An 18,811-nucleotide genomic window follows, 5' to 3' on the forward strand; every position below is an offset into this window, starting at 1 on the left:
GAGGCGTGCTCAGGCGTCGATCGCGAGCCGGCCGGCTTCGAGGTCACGCACGACGCCCCTGACCCACGCCCGCTCCGCCTGCCACATGGTGCGCTGGTGCTCGACCTCCAGGAGGTAGACGCGGTCGACCCCGCCCGGGACCTGTGCCACCTTATCGGCCACCTCGGCCGCGAGCCGGTCGAGGTTCGCGTCCAGAGCCGTCACCCGGGCACGCAGCGCCGCCAGCCCGTCCTCGCGCGGCAGCGAGGTCAGGAAGGCGAGGGCGGCCGGAAACTCCGGGTACTCGGGCGTGGGCGCGGCGAGCATCTCGGCCAGCCAGCGGCGTGCGGTGGCGGCGCCCTCGTCGGTGGCCTCGTAGACCGTGCGGTCCGGCCGGTTGGCTTGGCGGGTGGTGCCCCGCAGCCGGATCAGGCCGCTGCGCTCCAGCCGGTCGATCGTCTGGTAGATCGCGTTTTGCTGGCTGACGTTGATGACGCGGTCCTTGTCCCAGTCCCGGATGCGCTGGCGCAGCCCGTACGGGTGCAAAGGCTCCTGGGTGAGCAGCAGCAGTACGGCCATCGCCAGTGGCGATCGACGTGGTGGACGTGGCGGCGCAGTCGCCATCGTGCGGGACCGCCTTTCCGCGTCGGTGCCGTTCCCGGTGGGCGGTTAATCATAGTAGGACTATCGGCCGGTGCACCGTTCAGGACCGGTCGAGTGGTCCTCGAGCCCGCCGGCTGAGGCTGAGCGCGTTCCGCGAGCCCGAGGAGGAGCGGCGATGGATCTGGGTCTGGTCGGCAAGAAGGCGCTGGTGACCGGGGGAGTCCGAGGCGTCGGACGGGGGATCGTCCGGCGGCTGGCCGAGGCGGGTGTCGAGGTGATGACCTGCTACCGGCAGGAGAGCGACTTCGTCGCCTCCCTGGAGCGGGAGCTGAAGGAGATCGGCGGCAACCACCACGTGATGCGGGCCGACCTCGCCGACCCGGCCCAGGTCGACGGCCTCTTCGAGGAGGTACGGACCCGGTTCGGCCGGCTCGACCTGGTGGTCAACAACGCGGCCGCGATCAGTCACGTCCCGGCAGCCGAACTGGCGTACGACGAGTGGCGGCGGGTGCTGGACACCAACCTCACGGGCGCGTTCCTGGTCATCCAGCGCGCGTTGGACCTGCTGTGCGATGGCGGCTCGGTGGTGAGCATCGGCTCCGCCTCGGTGGACGTCGGCATCCCGCTGCGCGCGCACTACACGGCGACCAAGGCCGGGCTGATCGGGCTGAACCGGTCGCTGGCCCGCGAGATCGGCGGTCGAGGCATCCGCTTCAACGTGCTCGCCCTCGGCATGATCGAAACCGAGGCCTGGGACGCGATGCCGCCGGAGCGGGCCGCCGAGATGCGCCAGCGGTACATCGGCAAGACGGCGTTGGGCCGGCTCGGTACGCCCGACGACGTCGCCGGGGCGGTCCTGTGGCTGGCCAGCGACCTGTCCCGCTACGTCACCGGCGCGACGATCCACGTCGACGGTGCCATCGCCTGAACGCGCCCTGTGGGCCCCGCCGAAACGGTGGGGCCCACAGCCGTCTCACCAGAACAGCCGTGTCACCAGAACGGCGGGGTCACCAGTCCAGCGTGCGGTCGCCGCGCAGGAACGCCCCGGTCGGGCCGTTGTCGGGCAGCGTCGCGGCGTCCGCCACGTCCACGGCGGACTCCTCGGCGGAGCGCGGCGCCGAGGGCATCATCCGGGTCCTGGTCAGACCGGGGTTGACCGCGTTCACCAGCACGCCGGTGCCGCGGGCCTGCGCCGCCAGCATCGTGGTGAGGCCGTTCAGCGCGGTCTTCGACGCCGAGTACCCCGGCGTGCCGGCGTACAGGCCGACCCGGAACGATCCGGTGGCGCTGGAGACGAAGACGACCCGGCCCCAACCCTGGCGCATCATGCCCGGCAGGAACGCCTGAGCGACCCGCCAGGAGCCGATCAGGTTCACCGCGAACGTCGCCTCGACGAGGTCGAGCGGCACCGAGAGCGGGTCGCTTCCCGCGTCGAGCAGGACGCCGGCGTTGGAGACCAGGATGTCCACCGGTCCGACGGACTCCAGCGCCGCCCGCACGCTCTCCGGATCCGTGACGTCCAGGGCGTGCGCCCGCGTACCGCCGCCCAGCTCGCCGGCGGTGCGGGCGGCGTCGTCGCCGCAGCGGGCCGTGACCACCACGCGCACGCCCCGGCCGAGCAGCTCCGCCGCGACGGCGCGGCCGAGCCCCCGGTTGGCTCCGGTGATCAGCGCGGTGTGCTCTGGCGCCATGAGGACCTCCCGCGAGTACGTGCCACGACGCCAGCGATGATCCCGCCGGTGCCTCGAAAGCCGGTCGAGCGGCTCCCGGTGACTTCAGCGGCGCTCAAGCGCCACGCGAGAACCGGACGGCACGGTATGGGGATGCGGTGGTTACGGATGATCGCGCGGGCGTTCTTCGTCGGCTGCTCGTATGTCGGCGCGGCCCACCTCGGCGTCTGCCACGAACTGCCTCCGCGGCGCGTCGACGAGCCGCCGCCCGCGTCACCGGAGCGGCTGGCCCGGCACGTGCCGCCGACGCCCGAGGAGCGTCGACTGTGGGCACAGCTCGGCCACCGCACCTGACGGTCGTAGCTCCTTTGTGGAGGGTCACGACCCGCCGAAGGGACCGCGGCGTTCGCCGTGCGCATGGAGCGCGGCGAACGTCGCGGTAGCTCGCGTCTTTCTTTGCTTCTGTGGCGGCGATACCAGTGGGAGTGATCAGCCTGTTGCGGCAAATCCAGCTGGATGTCGCCGCAGGTGACGGCTGGGGTCCATCGTGGACCCGCCCGGTCGGTGAACGTCCGGCGATACCCGAACGGCTGACGTCCCGTGCGCCGACGCATGCGGCATGGGCATAGTCGGCTGTCGGGTGTTCGGTGCTTGCCGGGCTGGACCGCCGAATCCGTGTCACCGACCATGATGACAATGCCGCCGGGTAGAAGGGACCGATCGGGTGAGCAGCGCTACCGAGGAAACCCGTCAACACGGCAGCATCCCGCAGCGGGCGGACGGCGCCGCGTCACAGCCGGCGTTGCCCGAGCTGCGGCCGATGTGGTGGGAGCACGGCATGCGGGTCCGCGTCGACGCCGGCTTGTTGGGGGTGTTCGCGCAGCTGCCTCGCCTGGTGGTTGAGGCGGTCCGGATCGGTTGGCGTGCCGACCGTGCGCGTACTGCGACCGTTGCGGTCTCGACGCTGGTGGCGGGGGCGATGGCGACGTTCGGGTTGCTGGCCACCCAGCGGGTGCTGGTCGAGTTGTTCGCCGGTGGCCCGACACCTGATCGGGTACGCGCGGCGTTGCCAGCGCTGGCCCTGCTGGCCGCGGCAACCGCTGTGCGCGGCGGGTTGGGCATCGTCACCGGCTACGCGTTGAACGGCCTGACCCCGCAGGTGAACCGGGACGTCGAGCGCCGCCTGTTCGAGACCACGTCGGCGGTGCGGCTGGAGGCGTTCGACGAGGACGCCTTCGCCGATGACATGGAGCGCGCCTCCCGAGGTACCGAATCGGCGATCGTGCTCGTGCAGGAGGTGTTCAACCTGCTGGCCGGGGTGGTGAGCCTGCTCGCGGTCACCGTCGCCGTGGTGGTGATCCATCCGCTGCTGTTGGTCGCGCTGCTGGTGGCCACGGTGCCCAACGCGTACGCGGCGCTGCGGGCCGGGCACGAGAAGTTCAAGACCTACCTCGCCGGGTCGGCGCGCCGCCGCCGGCTGTGGGTGCTTCAGCGCCTGATGGCCGAGCGGATCTCGGCGCCGGAGTTGCGCTCCTACCGGCTGCGCGGCTTCCTGCTGGACCAGTACGACCGGGTGATGGACGCGCACACCAAGATCGAGCTGCGCCTCGCCCGGCGGGTCACCACGACCACCAGCCTCGGCGCGCTGGTCAGCGGGGCCGCCCTCGCTGGGGTGTACGCGCTGCTCGGGGCGCTGCTGTTGAAAGGACAGATCCCTCTTGCCGCGGCGGCGACCTGCGTGGTCGCGGTGCAGGCCGCGCAGCGCTCGCTCACGCTGGTGACCTTCCAGGTCGACCGGGTCTTCGCCAACGGCCAGTTCTTCAACGAGTACGTCAACTTCCTGCACCGCGCCGACACCTACCTCCCCCCAGCCGACCAAGCCGGCACGGCGCGCCCCGACGAGCTCCGGGAACTGTCAGTTCGCGAGGTCAGCCTGAGTTACCCGGATCGGGACACCCCCGCGGTGCACGACGTCACCCTGACCATCCGCGCCGGCGAAACGGTGGCGCTTGTCGGCGAAAACGGCTCCGGCAAGTCCACCCTTGCGGCGATCATCGCCGGGTTGCGTACCCCCACAGGCGGCAGCATCTGGTGGAACGGCCGTCCACTGCGGGAGTGGGATCGCGACGCACTGCACCGGAAGATCGCCGTGGTGCTGCAGGAACACCACAAGTGGCCGTTCACCGCGGCCACCAACATCGCCACCGGCGAGATCGACGCCGAACCCGACCGCGGGCGGATCGAGGCCGCCGCCAGCCTGGCCGCTGCCCACGACATGATCCACGAACTGCCTCAGGGGTACGACACGCTGCTCGACCGCACATTCAAAGACGGTCAAGACCTGTCCGGCGGCCAATGGCAGCGGATCACCGCCGCTCGAGGCTTCTACAGCGACGCTGAACTGCTCATCATGGACGAGCCGTCCTCTGCCCTCGACCCACGCGCAGAAGACACACTCTTCCAAGCCATCCGCGGCCGCCAGGGCCGGCAGACCACCATCCTGATCACCCACCGGCTGGCCAACGTCGTGCACGCCGACCGCATCTACGTCCTGGAAAAGGGCGCCCTCGTAGAGTCCGGCACCCACGGCCAGCTCGTGGCCGCAGGCGGTTTGTACGCAGATCTCTTCTCGTTACAGTCAGCCGGCTACACGGCCCCCGCCGCCGGACATTACTCATGATCGGCTTCGATCATCGCCACGATCCACAGTCGGCGGCTGTGCCGGGCCGTTGAACTGGTTGTGTAGTCGCGGAGGGTGAGGCCGCGGGAGCAACGGGCATGGACCGCGACGGGCATCGCGGTAGCTCAAAACCGGATCCTGAACTTGACCCAAAAAGGTCTCTAGCGCGGCCCGGCAGGGGCCCAGGAGGCGCTAGGTGCCCGTCTTCGTGAGATCCGCCGCGAGGCGGAGTTCACCGCGCGGGCGCTGGCGCGCAGGATGGTGGCTGCCGGGTATCGGTTGCTGTCCCGCACGCGAACGAGGCGTGGGCCTACGCGTTGCTCGGTGCGCCGCAACAGGCCCGCGAGTATCGAGGCGCCGACGTCGTCATGCCGGTGGGGGAGGGGTCCAGGAGAAGGCGCTGGCGGCGAACCGGGCGAACAGCGGTGTGGGTAGCGCGCGGGTCATCAGGTCGCGCAGGCGGACCGCCGCGGGGTTGCTGGTTTGTAGGACCCGTGCGAGCTTGCCGGAGGTCCGCGCGAATCCTTGGGTGCGGGGTCGGCGTGTGGTGTCGTAGGTGTGCAGCGCCTTCCCGATACCGCTGCTGGCAAGGGCGGTGGCCAGTACCACGGCGTCTTCGATGGCGAGGCAGGCGCCTTGGCCGATGTCGGGGGTGACGGCGTGGGCGGCGTCGCCGAGCAGCGCGACCCGGCCGTGGGTGAAGCTGGGCAGCGGTGTCTGGAGGTAGTAGACGTCGTGCCGGAGCAGCGTGTCGGGCGGTGTGGCGGCCAGCAGTTGCGGTATCGGGGTGTGCCATTGGCCGAAACGGGTGGTCAGCTCGTCGAGGTCGTGGTTCGGCGCGGCGTGTTCGGCCATGCTTTCGCAGGCGAACCAGTACACCTGTCCGTCGTTGATGACCGCGACGCCGAACCGCGCGGCTCGTCCCCAGGATTCGACGAGTGTCGGCTCGACGCCGATAGTGGCCGCGGCCTCGGCTGGGACGATTCCGCGCCACACCGTGTAGCCGGCGTACGTGGGGCCGGGGTAGTCGGGGAACAGGGCGCCGCGCAGGCGGCTGTGTATGCCGTCGGCGGCGACCACCAGGTCCGCGCTGGCGGTGCGTGGCCCGGTGGGGGTGTCGAAGGTGACCGTGGCGGCGTGGGCGTCGGTCGTGATGTCGACCGCTGTGTGGTGGGTGCTCAGCCGGACGCCGTCGACGGAGTCGAGCAGGATCCGATGCAGTTCGGCGCGGTGCATGGTGATGAACGGGTCGCCGAACCGGCCCTCGATGTCGGTGGCCGGCAGGTGCGCGACCTGCTGTCCTGAGCTGAGCCTGATCTCCAGACCGGCTTGCCGGATGCCACTTTCGCGTACCGGCGCGGCCAGACCGAGCCAGCGCAGCGCCTTGACCGCGTTGGGCGCGATGCCGATGCCGGCGCCGACGGGCCGGAAAGCTGGTGCCTGGTCGTAGACGGCCACCGTCCAGCCGCCGCGTTGCAGCGCGCGGGCGGCGCTAAGACCACCGATGCCGCCGCCGATCACGATCGCGGTGCGCTCGGTCATGACTTCCTCCAAGAACGTGAACACGACTGTTCGAGTTATGCTAGCTTAACTCGAACAGAGATGTTCGAATTAGGGGGAACGATGATGGCTGATACGCGTGCCGTACCCGTGATGTCGCCACCGGATGCCCGCCGCTGGCGGGCCCTGGCGCTGCTGTGCCTGGCCCAGTTCATGGTGATCCTGGACGTCACGGTGGTGAACGTGGCGCTGCCCGACTTGGCTGCCGATCTGCGCTTGGACCGGTCCGCGCTGACCTGGGTCGTGACCGCGTACACGCTGTGTTTCGGGGGACTGATGCTGTTCGGCGGCCGGCTGGCCGACCTGCTGGGCCGACGGCGGATGTTCCTCGCCGGATTGTTGGTCTTCACAATCGCCTCGCTGGGGGCGGGTTTGGCCGGCGACGCCTCGGTCCTCGTTGGCGCGCGGGCGGGCCAGGGCGTTGGCGCGGCGCTGTTGTCTCCGGCCGCGCTGTCGATCATTACGACGACTTTTCACGGCGCGGAGCGCCACCGGGCGCTCGGCGTGTGGGCGGCGCTGGGCGGTGCCGGTGCGGCTGCGGGCGTCCTCGTCGGCGGGCTGCTGACCTCCGGTCCAGGATGGCAGTGGGTGTTCTACGTCAACGTGCCCGTCGGAGTCGTCGTGGCCGTACTCGTGCCGGTCGTCGTGCCAGCCACGCCAAGGCAGGCGGGCCGAATGGACATCCCCGGAGCAGTACTGGTCACCGCCGCCACCGCGGCCCTCATCTACGGGTTGGTCCGCGCGGGCGAGGACGGCTGGCTGCTCGCGCTCGCGGCCGCCGCGGCCTTGTACGTGCTGTTTGTGGTCGCCGAGCGGCGGATGCGGGCGCCGCTGGTGCGCCTGGACCTGCTCGCCCAGCGTCCCATGGCGGCCGGGATCGTCACGATGTTGACCGCCTCTGGGCTGCTGATCTCCGGGTTCTTCCTCAGCTCCCTGCTGCTGCAGCATCTGCTCGGCTTGACCGCGCTGGAGACCGGGCTGCTGTTCCTGCCGGTCGCGGTGGCCACCGGGATCGGCGCCCACCTCGCTGGGCGGTTCGTCGGCCGCGTCGGGGCGCGGCCAGTAGCCGTCGCCGGCTTCGGCGTAGCCGCGGTCGGGTACGTCCTACTGTCGCAGGTGGACGGGCGTGTCGGGGCGTGGGGCGGGGTGCTGCCCGGCTTCGTGCTGGTAGCTGTCGGCTTGGGTGCCGGGTTCGTCACCGCCACGACGACGGCGTTGAGTCGGGTCGACGCGCATCACGCGGGCATGGCGTCCGGTGCGATCAACACCGCGCACGAGTTGGGCGCGGCCCTGGGCGTGGCGGTGGTCTCCGCCATCGCCGGTGCCAGCATCGACGGTGGCGCCTCCGGGGCGATCGGCGGGTTCACCGACGCGTTCTGGGCCTGCGCCGCCGCCTCCGGCGCCGCCGGGGTCGCGCTCGCGGCGTTGCTGCCCGCTGGCAGGCCACCAGCGGCCGAGGGTCCGGTCTTCGCCCACTGACGCGCCGTACCCTGACGGTCATGGCACCAGAGCGACACCAGGCGGTGGCGGCAGGACCGGCCGCCACGCGGCGGCGGGCGGACGCCCGCCGCAGCATCGCCGCCATCCTCGACGCGGCCCTCGCGAGCCTGAGCACCAGCCCCGAGGTCAACGTGGCCGAGATCGCTCGCGCTGCGGGGGTCGGGAGGGTCACGCTGTACGGGCACTTCCCGACCAGGGAGGCGTTGGTCGACGCAACCGTGGCGCATGCCATCGCGCACACCAGCCGCGCGCTGGACGCGGTCGATCTGGAAAGCGGTCCGGCGCCGCAGGCCCTCGCGCGACTGGCGACCTCGTCGTGGCAGATCCTCAACCAGCACCGGCAGCTCATGGCCGCCGGGATGCGCCACCTCGGCACCGAACGCATGCGCGCCCACCACGACCAGGCATTGGACCGGGTCCGGGCGTTGCTGGCGCGTGGCCGGGCCGACGGCGACATCCGCACCGACCTTCCCGCCGACTGGCTCATCACCACGTACTACGCGTTGCTGCACGCCGCCGCCGAGGAGGTCAACGCCGGCCGGCTCGACCCCCGCGAGGCCGGTCACACCGTGGCGGCCACCGTCACCGCGGCGCTCCGCCCGCCGCCCTGAACACGGCCGCAAGCGGGCTGTAGCGGCGCATACCGCTTGGCCGCGATAGCGGCCCGTCCCCGGCCCGCGGGCGAGTCGCGAGGGGCTGGACGTCCATGCGACCTCCTTGACAGAAGCGCGATCGCTTCCACACCTAAGCACGATAGTAGGTGGACGCGGCTGCTCGTACTACGGCCCGTTGTTGCAAGCACGGTTACCCGGGCTGGCCCACCGTGAGTACGATCACCGATAGGAGCGAGGGTGGCCAGGGAGGGCGCGGTGCGCGGGTTCGGCGAGCTCGAGTCGAGCGTCATGGATTGGCTGTGGGAGCATGGCGAGCCCGCGACGGTCCGCGAGGTGCACACAGACCTGGCCAAGCAGCGGCAGCTCGCCTACACGACCGTGCTGACGGTCACGGATAACCTGTTCAAGAAGGGGTGGCTGCGGCGGGAGCCCGCTGGCCGGGCGCATCGGTACGAGCCGGTAGCGAGCCGTGAGCAGTACGGGGCGATGCTCATGCGCGAGGCGCTGGATGTCAGCGGCGACCGGCAGCAGGCTCTGCTGGCCTTCGTAGGGAAGATGTCGCTGGAGGAGGCGGTCGCGTTGCGTGCCGCGTTGAGCGAGTTCGAGCGCAGGATCAGCGGTCGATGACGCTGCTGTTACTGCTCGGCCTATCGGCTGCGGTGGCCGCCGTAGTGCCGGCGGTCCTGGCCCGCGCCACCTGGGCGGTGCGGGCGCCTCGGCTGGGCGTACTGGCCTGGGAAGCGGCCGCGGCGACGCTCGTGCTGAGCGCCTTCGGCGCCGCGCTGGCCATGACGATGCCGTGGCACGAGGCCAACGATGCGGTGTGCATGGTCTGGCGACTCTGCCTCGACGCACTCAGCGGCGCGCATGGTCGAGCTGCGCAGCTGATGAGTTGGATCGGCCTCACCGTGCTCGTCGCCGCGTTGGCACGGATGACGTGGGCTGGCGCGCGGCTGGTGCGGGTCGTCGGGCTGCGCCGCCGCCATAGCCGCCAGATCCGGTTGGCGGGCAAGCACCGCCCTGACATGGACGCCACCGTGATCGAGCACCCGGACCCGGCCGTCTACCTGGTCCCGGGCCGAGGCGAACAGATCGTGGTCACCACCGGCGCGCTGTCGCGGCTCGATCAAGACGGGTTGGCGGCGGTACTCGCCCATGAGCGCGCCCACGCACGTGGCCGGCATCATCTCATCTTGACCTTCTCGGGTCTGCTGCACGACGCCTTCCCGAAGGTCACCGTGTTCGCACAGGCAGACCGACAGGTCCGTCGCCTGGTGGAGATCTGCGCCGACGACGACGCCTGCCGGCATCATTCCCGCCTGGCCCTCGCTCGGGCGCTGGTCGCCCTTGCCACACCAGCAGCCGCGCCCGGCGCCCTCGCCGCCGACGGCGGAGATGCCCTGCAGCGCATGCGCCGGCTGATGGACCCACCACCACCGCTGCCGCGGTATACCCAGCTGGCCGCCGCGGCGGCGTTGATGGCGCTGCCGGTACTGCCACTCGCGATCCTTCTCAGCGCCCCCGTCGTGCCGGTGCTTGCCGCCGGGCCGCCGCTGTGGTGACCACCCGGCTCCGCCGGGTTCATCAGTGAACGCGCGTCTCCTATCGCCCATAGTAGAGTGAGGTCGTAGGCGCCGGTCTTTCGGCGAGAGGCGGTGAGTGACATGGCGACACAGCGTGCGGTGCAGCGGCTGCTGCTGGTCGTCATGCTCGCTGTCGGCATCGCCGGCATGCACACGCTCGGCCACCCGAGCGGTGGCCACGGCGGTCACGCGCCCGCCGACACAACCCGCCAGACGCACGGCGAAGCCGTGCAGGCGCCGCCGCTCCGCCTCGCGAGTCATGCCGCTATGGCGGCCCTCACCGCTGGCCAGATGGCGCTTCGCGGCGCCGACGTCGGCCTCGACCCGTCATCGGTCTGCATGGCGATCCTGGCCGGGCTCGCGCTCGCCGCGCTGATCGCCGCCCTCGCCCGGCGTGCCCGCCGGACCAGCCGCGCGCCGCGCCTCGCGGTCGCGGCGCTCCGATCGAGCGGTCGAGGGCCGCCGCGCACCTCGCCGGTCGGACTCGTCATCGCCCACCTGTCGGTGCTTCGCGTATAGGACGACAACCGGTGACGCCCCCTGTGGCCGTCACCGGCCCCTGTCGCACGTCCTTTCCGCCGTGAACCGACCAGGAAGGCACCACACACACATGACACGCGTTATCACGCTGCGCCGGCTCCTGCTGACCAGTGCCGCGTCGCTCGCAACCATCGCGCTCGCCGCCGGGTGCGGTGGCGACGGAGATGACCCGGGCGGCATGAACCACGGCGGCGCCAGCTCGCCGACCGCCGCCGCAACGTCGAACGGGACGTTCAACGACGCCGACGTGCAGTTCGCCCAGATGATGATCCCGCACCACCAGCAGGCAGTGGAGATGGCGACGCTCGCCGAGACGCGTGCCGCCGACCCGGAGGTCAAGCAGTTGGCCACGCAGGTCAAGGCCGCGCAGGATCCGGAGATCAAGACCATGACCGGCTGGCTGACCGCATGGGGTCAGTCGACCGCGGCGCCCGACGGTGGGCACGACATGCCGGGCATGAGTTCGATGCCGGGCATGATGTTGGACGACGACATGGCCAAGCTCGAGGCGGCCAAGGGCACCGAGTTCGACCGGATGTTCGCGCAGATGATGATCGCCCACCACGACGGCGCGATCCAGATGGCCAAGGACGAGCAGAAGAACGGCGCCAACATCGAGGCGAAGTCGCTCGCGGCCACCATCGAGAAGACCCAGACGGACGAGGTCGCCAAGCTGCAAGGCGTCGTCGACCGCCTGTAGCGCGGTCCTGACCGGGCGGCGGGCCAGCGCCCGCCGCCCGGCTTCTTGGGTCTGTCTTGTTTGGATCTTGTGAGCCGTCGTCCGCGCTGGTGGATACGCTGCCGGGGTGGATACGGATGACGGCAGGGCGAGGCGGGTCGTCGGTCGGGGGCGTGGCTGGTATCGGGGTGACTGCCATGTGCATTCGGCGCGCTCGAACGGTGGCGAGCTGACGCCGGAGCAACTGGCGGCCGGTGCCCGTGAGGTGGGTTGGACTTCATTTCAGGGACCGGCCGTCCCGACCGTGGAGAGTTCCGACGCATCGTCCACTGTGGTCCCGGCGGCATCCTGAGCCTGCGTGCTCCAGACGCCCTGAGCCATGCTGGCTCAGGGCGCCCGTGCATCTGCTGTCTTTTGGTCGGTCGAAGCCGTAATACCTTGAGTGCGCCAGAGTCTTACTGCGGTGGCGCGGCCAGGTTGACCCTCCGCAGCAGCTGAGCGTTGAGGGCGACCACGATGGTGGAGGCCGACATCAGTACCGCGCCGATGGCGGGGCTGAGGGTGAACCCGGCCCACGCCAGCACGCCCGCCGCGAGCGGGATCGCGATCACGTTGTAGCCGGCCGCCCAGCCCAGGTTCTGGATCATTTTGCGGTATGCCGCTTTGGACAGCCGGATCACGCCGGTGACCGCGCGGGGGTCCGACGAGGCGAGCACCACGCCGGCGGATTCGATGGCCACGTCCGTGCCGGCCCCGATGGCGATGCCGACGTCGGCGCGGGCCAGTGCGGGGGCGTCGTTGACGCCGTCGCCGACCATCGCCACCCGCAGCCCACGAGACTGTAGTTCGGCCACCTTCTGGTCCTTGTCGGCGGGCAGTACCTCGGCGAACACCTCGTCGATGCCCAGGTCGGCGGCGACCGCGTCGGCCACCGCTCGGGAGTCGCCGGTGATCATGGCGATGGTGCGTACCCCGTTGCGGCGCAGCTCTTCGATCGCCTGGCGGGCCTCCGGGCGTACTTCGTCTTCCAGCGCGAAGGCGCCGAGCACCGCCGGACGATCGCCGTCGAGACGGATCAGGTGCAGCACGGCCGCGCCGCGCTTGGCCCAGTCGTCGGCCGCCGTCCGCAGTTCAGCCGGCGGCTCCACCCCGAGCTCGCGCAGCAGGGTTGGACCGCCGACGGCGTACTCGCTGCCGTTGATCGTGGCCTGCACCCCGCGACCGGTCAGCGACCGGAAATCCTTCGCCTGGGCCGGCTTGTCCGCCGCCGCGACGATCGCGCGGGCCAGAGGATGCTCGCTGTCGGCCTCGACCCCGGCCGCCAGCGAAAGCACGTCCTCGTCGTTGCCGCCGTTGGCAGCGGCGATCCCGGTTACGGTGTGCTTTCCCTTTGTCAGGGTGCCGGTCTTGTCGAACAGCACCGCGTCGACGGTGCGCATCCGCTCCAGAGCGAGGCGGTCCTTGACCAGGATGCCGGCTTTCGCCGAGACCGCGGTGGAGATCGCGATCACCAGTGGAATGGCGAGGCCGAGGGCGTGCGGGCAGGCGATCACCAGCACGGTGACGGTGCGGACGACGGAGTCGTCGAGGTTGCCGGCCGCCCACCAGGCGCCGAACGTCACCAACGCGGCCCCGAGCGCGACGTAGAACAGCAGCGCCGCGAACCGATCGGCGAGCACCTGCGCCCGACTGCCGGACGCCTGAGCCTGCGCGACCAGGCGTTGGATGCCGGCAAGCGCGGTGTCCTCACCGATGGCTTCGATGCGTACCCGGATCGCCGAGTCGGTGGCGACCGTACCGGCGACGACCTTGTCACCGGTGCCGCGCGGCACCGGCCGCGACTCGCCGGTGATCATGGATTCGTCGAGTTCGGCGCTGCCGTCCACGATGCGTCCGTCGGCCGGGACGCGCCCGCCGGGGCGGACCAGGACGGTGTCGCCGACGCCGAGGTCGGTGACCTGTACGCGCTCGACTCCGCCGTCGGTGACGCGTTCGGCGTCGTCGGGTAGCAACGCGGCGAGTGCCGCGAGGGCGCCCTGTGCCTGGCCGATGGCCTTCATCTCCTGCCAGTGGCCCAGCAGCATGATGGTGACCAGCGCCGCCAGCTCCCACCAGAAGTCCAGGTCGAACAGGTCCAGCGCGGTGGCCAGGGACGCGACGTAGGCGACGGTGATCGCCATCGAGATCAGCAGCATCATGCCGGGCGCGCGGTCGCGCACCTCGCGGACGCCGCCGACCAGGAACGGCCAGCCGCCGTAAAAGAACACCACGGAGCCCAGGACCGGGCCTACCCAGTCGATGCCGGGGAAGTCCAACGTGTACCCGAACCAGTCCATCACCATGTGGCTCGTGATCACGACCGGCACGGTCAGAACCAGGCTCAGCCAGAACTTGCGCCGGAACATCTCGGGGTCATGGCCGGCGTGCTTGTCGTGCCCGCCGTGGGCCGCGGCCTGCGGGTGGTCGTGCTGCCCCTCGTGGTCGTGCTGTGGGTTGACGGCCGGGGCCGTAGCGTGCTCACGGTGGCCGTGATCCATCTCAATCGCCTCCTTAACTCCCGAGCCTATACCCCCCAGGGGTATGCGTCAATCGTCGTGTCTCGGCGTGTGCGTAGCACCCAACCAGCGGGGTTTGCCGACGGTTGAACTCTTATTGGTGCGAGGAGGTCGTGATGACACAGGCAACCGCGATGTTGGAGACCTACCCGGCGGACCTCGGGCGCGTGGACAAGCAGGCGCTCGCCCGCTGTATCGAAGAGTGCTTCACGTGTTCGCAGGCGTGCACGGCCTGTGCGGACGCTTGCCTGAGCGAAAGCAATGTGGCGGAGCTGGTCAAGTGCGTGCGGGAGAACCTCGACTGTGCGGACGTCTGCGACGCCACAGGGCGAGTGCTGTCGAGGCACACCGGCTACGATGCGGCCCTTACCCGCGTAGTGCTGGAGGCGTGTGCGACGGCGTGCAAGTCGTGCGGCGACGAGTGCGCGCGCCACGCCTCGATGCACGATCACTGCCGGGTATGCGCGGAGGCGTGCCGGCGTTGCGAGCAGGCGTGCCGGGAACTGCTCGCCACGCTCGGCTGATCCTTGACACGGGTGTCCCGGGAGTCATGAGACGATCTCCAGGGACACCTGCCCTTGATAGTGCATGGCCCGGCCGTGCGGATGGCTCTCGGGTGAAGTACGAGCCGTAGGTTCTGACGCCCTCAGCCCGAACTCGGGCGGTGTAGATCCCGGCGTCCGACGCGACGAACGTGGCCTCGTAGGTGCCCGGCCCGTGGTCGGAGAGCGGTAGCGCCAAGTCCGCTGATCGCCATCGTGGGCCGGTGTTTAGCGCGTGGCGTGCGAGCCGTGGTCGCTGACTTGGGCGTCGAACCAGTGGTGCAGGGCGTTGCGGAGTTCGGGGTCGGTGGTGGTGTAGGTGACGCGTGCGCCCTCGGGGGTGTTTTCGTAGTCGATGGTGATTCGGCCCCCGTGTGTACGGAGCGCTTCCAGGCCGGGCATCTGGTTGCCGTGGATGCGGGCGGGGTCGGTGAAGTCGCCTTTCCGGAAGCGGTCGACCTCAGCGGTCAGGTGTTGCCGGATGAGGGTGATCTGAGCAGTGTCCTGTGGGTTGTCGGCGACGACGGTCTGCACGCCGCCGGTGTCGGTCTTGGTGAACTGGTGGGTGGTGCGGTCTAGGTCGAACGGCATGACGGACGCGCCCCGTTCGGCGACTTCGGCCTGTCGGCTGGAGCTCGGCGGAGTCGCCGTCGAGGCGTCGTTGGTGCAGCTGCTGAGGGCGGCGGCAGCGGCGGCCAGCAGAAGGAGGACTCGACCGGTATAAGGGCGGTCAGGACGGTTCAACTGCGGCCTCCGCAAGGGTCTGCAGCGCGCTTACCACGGCGCCGCGTTGGTCGGCTGGGATGCGGTCAAGGAGGTGGGTGAGCCGGTCGCGGCGGGCTTCGGCCTGCCGGGCTGCCGCGGTGGTGCCGGCTTCGGTGAGCACCAGCAGGACGCCGCGGCCATCTCCGTCGGCGGCCTCCCGGTGTACCCAGCCCCGGCTGACCAGGTTGGTGACCAGGCGGCTGACGGTGCTCTTCTCCAACCGCAACCGACGGGCCAGTTCTACCTGACGGATCTGCCCATCCCGGGCAATCTCCACCATGGCATGTGCCTCGGAGACCGGCAGCGGCTGCCCACACGGGGTGCGGTCGGGTTGATGGAGGCCGAAGTTGCGCACGAACCGCATCAGGGCTTCCTGCGCCGCGTCCAGTTCACCGCTCTGCATGGTTCGACCATACAACCGGATAGTTCGACTATACAACCATACTAGATGCACGCGGATGATCTTCTTGGCTAGGCAGTGGCCTGGTGCAGGTAGAACACGGCCAGGGCGCTGGCAAGCGCGCCGAGAAGCAGCCGCAGGCCCCGCTCGGGCAGGTGCGGCTGGAGGCGGGCACCGGCGTACCCGCCGAGCAGTCCGCCGAGTCCGCAGGCGAGGCCGACCGTCCAGGTCGGTGCGACGGAGCCCGGCACGGCAAGCGCGAGAAGCCAGTAGGTGAGGGCGCCGGCGATGGAGGTGACGAACGTCGAGGCCAGCGCGGCCGGGGCGACGCGGGCGACCGACATGCCAAGGCCGACCAGGATGGGGCCGAGGATCGACCCGCCACCAATGCCATAGATGCCGCCGATGACGCCGACGAGCAGGGCAAGGCCGGTGACGGCACGCGGGGACGGCCCGGCCGGACCTCCGAACGACGACGGCCAGTCGCGGTTGCCGACCTGCCTGGCGCGCCGTGCTGGCCGTAACGCCCGCAAGCACAGCCAGACGCCCAGCGGGAGAAGGAGTGCGGCGACGATGAGACGGAACGCTCGTGGCCCGGGTACGGCGAACACCCGGATGGCGGCGCCGGCCACGACGCCAGGCAGGGTGCCGGCCAGCAGCAGCCTGGTCAGCGGTCCAGCGAGGGTGCCGTGGCGGCGGTAGCGCAGCAGCGCGCCGGGTCCGGCGACGACGTTGAACAACAGGTTGGTGGGGGTGACCGCCGGGCTGGGAACGGCCAGCACGGATAGCTGCACCGGCAGCAGGAACACCGCCCCCGATACACCGACCGGGGTGGTGGCGGTGGAGATGAGCGCGCCGGCCGCGAAGCCGAGCAGTGGCGTCGACCAGCTCACTGGGCGGCCGGCAGCCCGGCGTGGGTCGGCGGTATCGCGCAAACGGCCAAGGCCATCTGGGCGACGAAGCGCGGCGCGTCGGTCGGGTCGAGGCGTCCGGTCGCGACGTCGCCTGCTACGCCGTGCAGGATGTGGTGCAGGACGCTGGCCATGAGGTCGGCCGGAATGTCGGCGCGGAAGACGCCGTCGACCTGGCCGCGCCGGATCAGGTCATGAACGCGCTGCTCCGGTTTGGCGTGCAACTCCTGCACCCGGTTGGGTGGCAGGGCCGCCTGCGCCGCCTGCAGGACCGAGGCCGCCTGGGCGATCAACAGCCAGCCGGACTCCATGAGGGCCCGCAGCACGTCGCGCGGATCGCCGCTCAGGTCGACGGCTTCCAGAACCTCGTCGCCCTGGGCCAGGAGCCGGATCAACGCGGCTTCGACGAGGGCTTCGCGGGATGGGAAGTGCCCGTACAGGGTCATCCTGCCGACGCCCGCCTCGCGCGCGATGTCGTTCATGCTCGCCTCGGCGTTCCGGCCGAGGCAGGCGACGGCCGCCTGCACGATCTTTTCTGCGTTGTGCCGCGCGTCCGCCCTGCGGGCCGGCTTCGCTGCGGTGTGAGCCATGCGACGTCCTTAAGTCAAGCAGGTCCTGTACGAGTTACAGTACCCGAGCATAACTTGTACTCACCCTGTACGACTTAACTCAGGAGGCGACCATCGTGTCCGAGTCCATGACCGCATCCACCTCGACCAACACCCCCGATCCACGACGCTGGCGAATCCTGGGGCTGGTCGGCGTCGCGCAACTCATGCTCATCCTCGACGTCACCGTCGTCGCGATCGCCTTGCCACACATGGGCGCAGACCTCGACCTGCGACGGGAAACCCTCACCTGGGTGGTCAGCGGATACACCCTCGCGTTCGGCGGACTGCTGCTGCTCGGTGGCCGCGCCGCCGACCTGTTCGGTGCCCGCCGGCTCGTCCTGGCCGGCCTGCTGCTGTTCGCAGCGGCGTCGCTGACCGCTGGCTTGAGCACCTCCGGATCCATGTTGCTCGCCGGTCGGGTGGTCCAGGGGACGGCTGCCGCGATGTTGTCCCCGGCGGCGCTGTCGCTGATCGTCACGATCTTCGACGGCGACGAACGCAACCGTGCGCTCGGCATCTGGTCAGCGCTGGGCGGCAGCGGCGCCGCCCTCGGCGTCCTGCTCGGCGGGCTCCTGACCGCCGGACCTGGCTGGGCATGGATCTTCTACATCAACGTCCCGGTCGGTCTTGCCCTGCTGTTGGCGCTCCGCTCATACCTGCCGGCGCAACCGGCAACCACGACCGGAGCACGCCTCGACGTTCCCGGCGCCGCGCTGGTGACCACCGCGACCGCGACCCTGATCTACGCGCTGATCCGGGCCGGTGATCACGGATGGGTCACCGGGACCACCGCCGGGCTGCTGCTGGTATCGGCCCTGCTCTACGTCGCCTTCGTGGCGCGTCAGCGCCTCGCCGTGAGCCCGCTGATGAATGTACGACTGCTGACCCGCAGGCCCGTGGCGGCCGGCACCCTGCTGATCCTGGTCGCCACCGCACTCATGATCATGATGTTCTTCCTCGGCACGTTCGCGCTACAGGAGCATCACGGCTACGGTGCGCTGACCACCGGGCTGCTCTTCCTTCCGATCGCGCTGTCCACCATGCTCGGCGCCAACACCGCTGGGCGCCTCATCGGACGCACCGGACCGCGGACGCTGGCAGTGATCGGGCTCGTCATCGCCGGCGCCGGCCTGGCCGTTCCGGCACTCTGGGACGGAGCCGCTGCCATGGTCATCGGTATGACCGTCGGTGCGGCCGGTACCGGGGCGCTGTTCGTGGTGGCGTCCGCCACCGCGCTCGGGCAGGTGGCGGCGCACGAGGCCGGCCTGGCCTCCGGAATCGTCAGCACCTTCCACGAGTTCGGCGCCTCACTGGGCGCAGCCGTCGTGTCGAGCATGGCCGCCGTCAGCATCGCCGGCACCAGCGCCGAGGGCTTCACCCGCGGCTTCACCACCGGCGCGATCGTTGCCGCCGTCACCGCTGTCGCCGCCCTTGCCATCACACCGGGGCGCTCGGAGACAAAGGCATGACGAGGGACGACTTCCTGGTCGCCGTGGACATAGCCACCGACCGCCCGGTGGCGAGCCTCGTGGGGCTGTATACGTGCGCGGGGCGCATACTGGCGAAGACCTCGTCGGGCTGGGTTGTTGTGTGGTAACTCGATCCAACCCCGACGAGGT

At 70.3% G+C, this 18,811-nt stretch carries 20 protein-coding genes; 12 read left to right on the plus strand and 8 right to left on the minus strand.

Annotation, left to right across the window (positions count from 1 at the left end; genetic code table 11):
* Positions 1-9: 9 nt before the first annotated feature.
* A complete protein-coding gene (locus QMG73_RS19105; RefSeq protein ID WP_281897492.1) occupies positions 10-558 on the minus strand; it encodes a PadR family transcriptional regulator in 549 nt (182 codons plus the stop codon).
* 199 nt (positions 559-757) lie between these two features.
* On the opposite strand from QMG73_RS19105, the gene QMG73_RS19110 reads away from it, so the two are divergent.
* On the plus strand, positions 758-1,510 hold the full coding sequence (locus tag QMG73_RS19110; protein WP_281897493.1) for an SDR family NAD(P)-dependent oxidoreductase: 753 nt from the start codon (positions 758-760) through the stop codon (positions 1,508-1,510).
* Positions 1,511-1,589: 79 nt separating this feature from the next.
* Here the strand turns inward: QMG73_RS19110 and QMG73_RS19115 are convergent, their stop codons facing one another.
* Positions 1,590-2,273 (minus strand): SDR family NAD(P)-dependent oxidoreductase, encoded by a 684-nt coding sequence (locus tag QMG73_RS19115; protein WP_281897495.1) that lies wholly within the window; start codon positions 2,271-2,273, stop codon positions 1,590-1,592.
* Positions 2,274-2,405: 132 nt separating this feature from the next.
* Between QMG73_RS19115 and QMG73_RS19120 the strand changes: the two genes are divergently transcribed.
* Positions 2,406-2,606: a DUF6059 family protein gene (locus QMG73_RS19120; RefSeq protein ID WP_281897497.1), complete on the plus strand. Its 201-nt coding sequence runs from the start codon at positions 2,406-2,408 to the stop codon at positions 2,604-2,606.
* A 466-nt stretch (positions 2,607-3,072) separates the two neighbouring features.
* The gene (locus QMG73_RS19125; protein WP_281897794.1) at positions 3,073-4,932 is read left to right on the plus strand and encodes an ABC transporter ATP-binding protein; all 1,860 of its coding nucleotides are present in this window, start codon (positions 3,073-3,075) and stop codon (positions 4,930-4,932) included.
* 366 nt (positions 4,933-5,298) lie between these two features.
* Here the strand turns inward: QMG73_RS19125 and QMG73_RS19130 are convergent, their stop codons facing one another.
* Entirely contained in the window at positions 5,299-6,474 is a 1,176-nt protein-coding gene (locus tag QMG73_RS19130; RefSeq protein WP_281897499.1) for an FAD-dependent monooxygenase, read from the minus strand.
* Between the two features lie 81 nt (positions 6,475-6,555).
* Between QMG73_RS19130 and QMG73_RS19135 the strand changes: the two genes are divergently transcribed.
* The 6 genes from QMG73_RS19135 (at position 6,556) to QMG73_RS19160 (ending at position 11,429) form a co-directional block, all read left to right on the plus strand.
* Positions 6,556-7,971, plus strand: coding sequence for an MFS transporter (locus QMG73_RS19135; RefSeq protein ID WP_281897501.1), 1,416 nt, complete (start codon positions 6,556-6,558; stop codon positions 7,969-7,971).
* A 20-nt stretch (positions 7,972-7,991) separates the two neighbouring features.
* Positions 7,992-8,603, plus strand: a complete 612-nt coding sequence (locus QMG73_RS19140; RefSeq protein WP_281897503.1) for a TetR/AcrR family transcriptional regulator — start codon at positions 7,992-7,994, stop codon at positions 8,601-8,603.
* Positions 8,604-8,843: 240 nt separating this feature from the next.
* Positions 8,844-9,233 carry a BlaI/MecI/CopY family transcriptional regulator gene (locus tag QMG73_RS19145; protein WP_281897504.1) on the plus strand — a complete coding sequence of 130 codons (390 nt, stop codon included), beginning with the start codon at positions 8,844-8,846 and terminating at the stop codon, positions 9,231-9,233.
* Positions 9,230-10,168 (plus strand): M56 family metallopeptidase, encoded by a 939-nt coding sequence (locus tag QMG73_RS19150; protein ID WP_281897506.1) that lies wholly within the window; start codon positions 9,230-9,232, stop codon positions 10,166-10,168. The genes QMG73_RS19145 and QMG73_RS19150 overlap by 4 nt, the downstream gene beginning before the upstream one ends.
* A gap of 102 nt (positions 10,169-10,270) precedes the next feature.
* Positions 10,271-10,708, plus strand: a complete 438-nt coding sequence (locus tag QMG73_RS19155) for a hypothetical protein (RefSeq protein WP_281897508.1) — start codon at positions 10,271-10,273, stop codon at positions 10,706-10,708.
* Positions 10,709-10,799: 91 nt separating this feature from the next.
* Entirely contained in the window at positions 10,800-11,429 is a 630-nt protein-coding gene (locus tag QMG73_RS19160) for a DUF305 domain-containing protein (RefSeq protein ID WP_281897509.1), read from the plus strand.
* 434 nt (positions 11,430-11,863) lie between these two features.
* Here the strand turns inward: QMG73_RS19160 and QMG73_RS19165 are convergent, their stop codons facing one another.
* Entirely contained in the window at positions 11,864-13,945 is a 2,082-nt protein-coding gene (locus tag QMG73_RS19165; RefSeq protein WP_281897511.1) for a copper-translocating P-type ATPase, read from the minus strand.
* A gap of 134 nt (positions 13,946-14,079) precedes the next feature.
* Between QMG73_RS19165 and QMG73_RS19170 the strand changes: the two genes are divergently transcribed.
* On the plus strand, positions 14,080-14,487 hold the full coding sequence (locus QMG73_RS19170) for a four-helix bundle copper-binding protein (protein ID WP_281897512.1): 408 nt from the start codon (positions 14,080-14,082) through the stop codon (positions 14,485-14,487).
* 246 nt (positions 14,488-14,733) lie between these two features.
* Here the strand turns inward: QMG73_RS19170 and QMG73_RS19175 are convergent, their stop codons facing one another.
* The 4 genes from QMG73_RS19175 to QMG73_RS19190 form a co-directional block, all read right to left on the minus strand.
* On the minus strand, positions 14,734-15,249 hold the full coding sequence (locus QMG73_RS19175) for a hypothetical protein (protein WP_281897514.1): 516 nt from the start codon (positions 15,247-15,249) through the stop codon (positions 14,734-14,736).
* Positions 15,236-15,673 carry a MarR family winged helix-turn-helix transcriptional regulator gene (locus tag QMG73_RS19180; RefSeq protein WP_281897515.1) on the minus strand — a complete coding sequence of 146 codons (438 nt, stop codon included), beginning with the start codon at positions 15,671-15,673 and terminating at the stop codon, positions 15,236-15,238. Before QMG73_RS19180 ends, QMG73_RS19175 begins: the two co-directional genes overlap by 14 nt.
* Positions 15,674-15,741: 68 nt before the next feature.
* Positions 15,742-16,563: a sulfite exporter TauE/SafE family protein gene (locus QMG73_RS19185; RefSeq protein ID WP_281897516.1), complete on the minus strand. Its 822-nt coding sequence runs from the start codon at positions 16,561-16,563 to the stop codon at positions 15,742-15,744.
* Positions 16,560-17,171, minus strand: a complete 612-nt coding sequence (locus QMG73_RS19190) for a TetR/AcrR family transcriptional regulator (protein ID WP_281897518.1) — start codon at positions 17,169-17,171, stop codon at positions 16,560-16,562. The genes QMG73_RS19185 and QMG73_RS19190 overlap by 4 nt, the downstream gene beginning before the upstream one ends.
* Before the next feature lie 95 nt (positions 17,172-17,266).
* Between QMG73_RS19190 and QMG73_RS19195 the strand changes: the two genes are divergently transcribed.
* Both QMG73_RS19195 and QMG73_RS19200 read left to right on the plus strand, forming a co-directional pair.
* Positions 17,267-18,661, plus strand: coding sequence for an MFS transporter (locus QMG73_RS19195; protein ID WP_281897519.1), 1,395 nt, complete (start codon positions 17,267-17,269; stop codon positions 18,659-18,661).
* Positions 18,658-18,789 carry a hypothetical protein gene (locus QMG73_RS19200; protein WP_281897520.1) on the plus strand — a complete coding sequence of 44 codons (132 nt, stop codon included), beginning with the start codon at positions 18,658-18,660 and terminating at the stop codon, positions 18,787-18,789. The genes QMG73_RS19195 and QMG73_RS19200 overlap by 4 nt, the downstream gene beginning before the upstream one ends.
* Positions 18,790-18,811 lie beyond the last annotated feature (22 nt).

The sequence above is a fragment of the Phytohabitans aurantiacus genome (assembly GCF_027923225.1).
GTDB classification, from domain to species: Bacteria; Actinomycetota; Actinomycetes; order Mycobacteriales; family Micromonosporaceae; genus Phytohabitans; species Phytohabitans aurantiacus.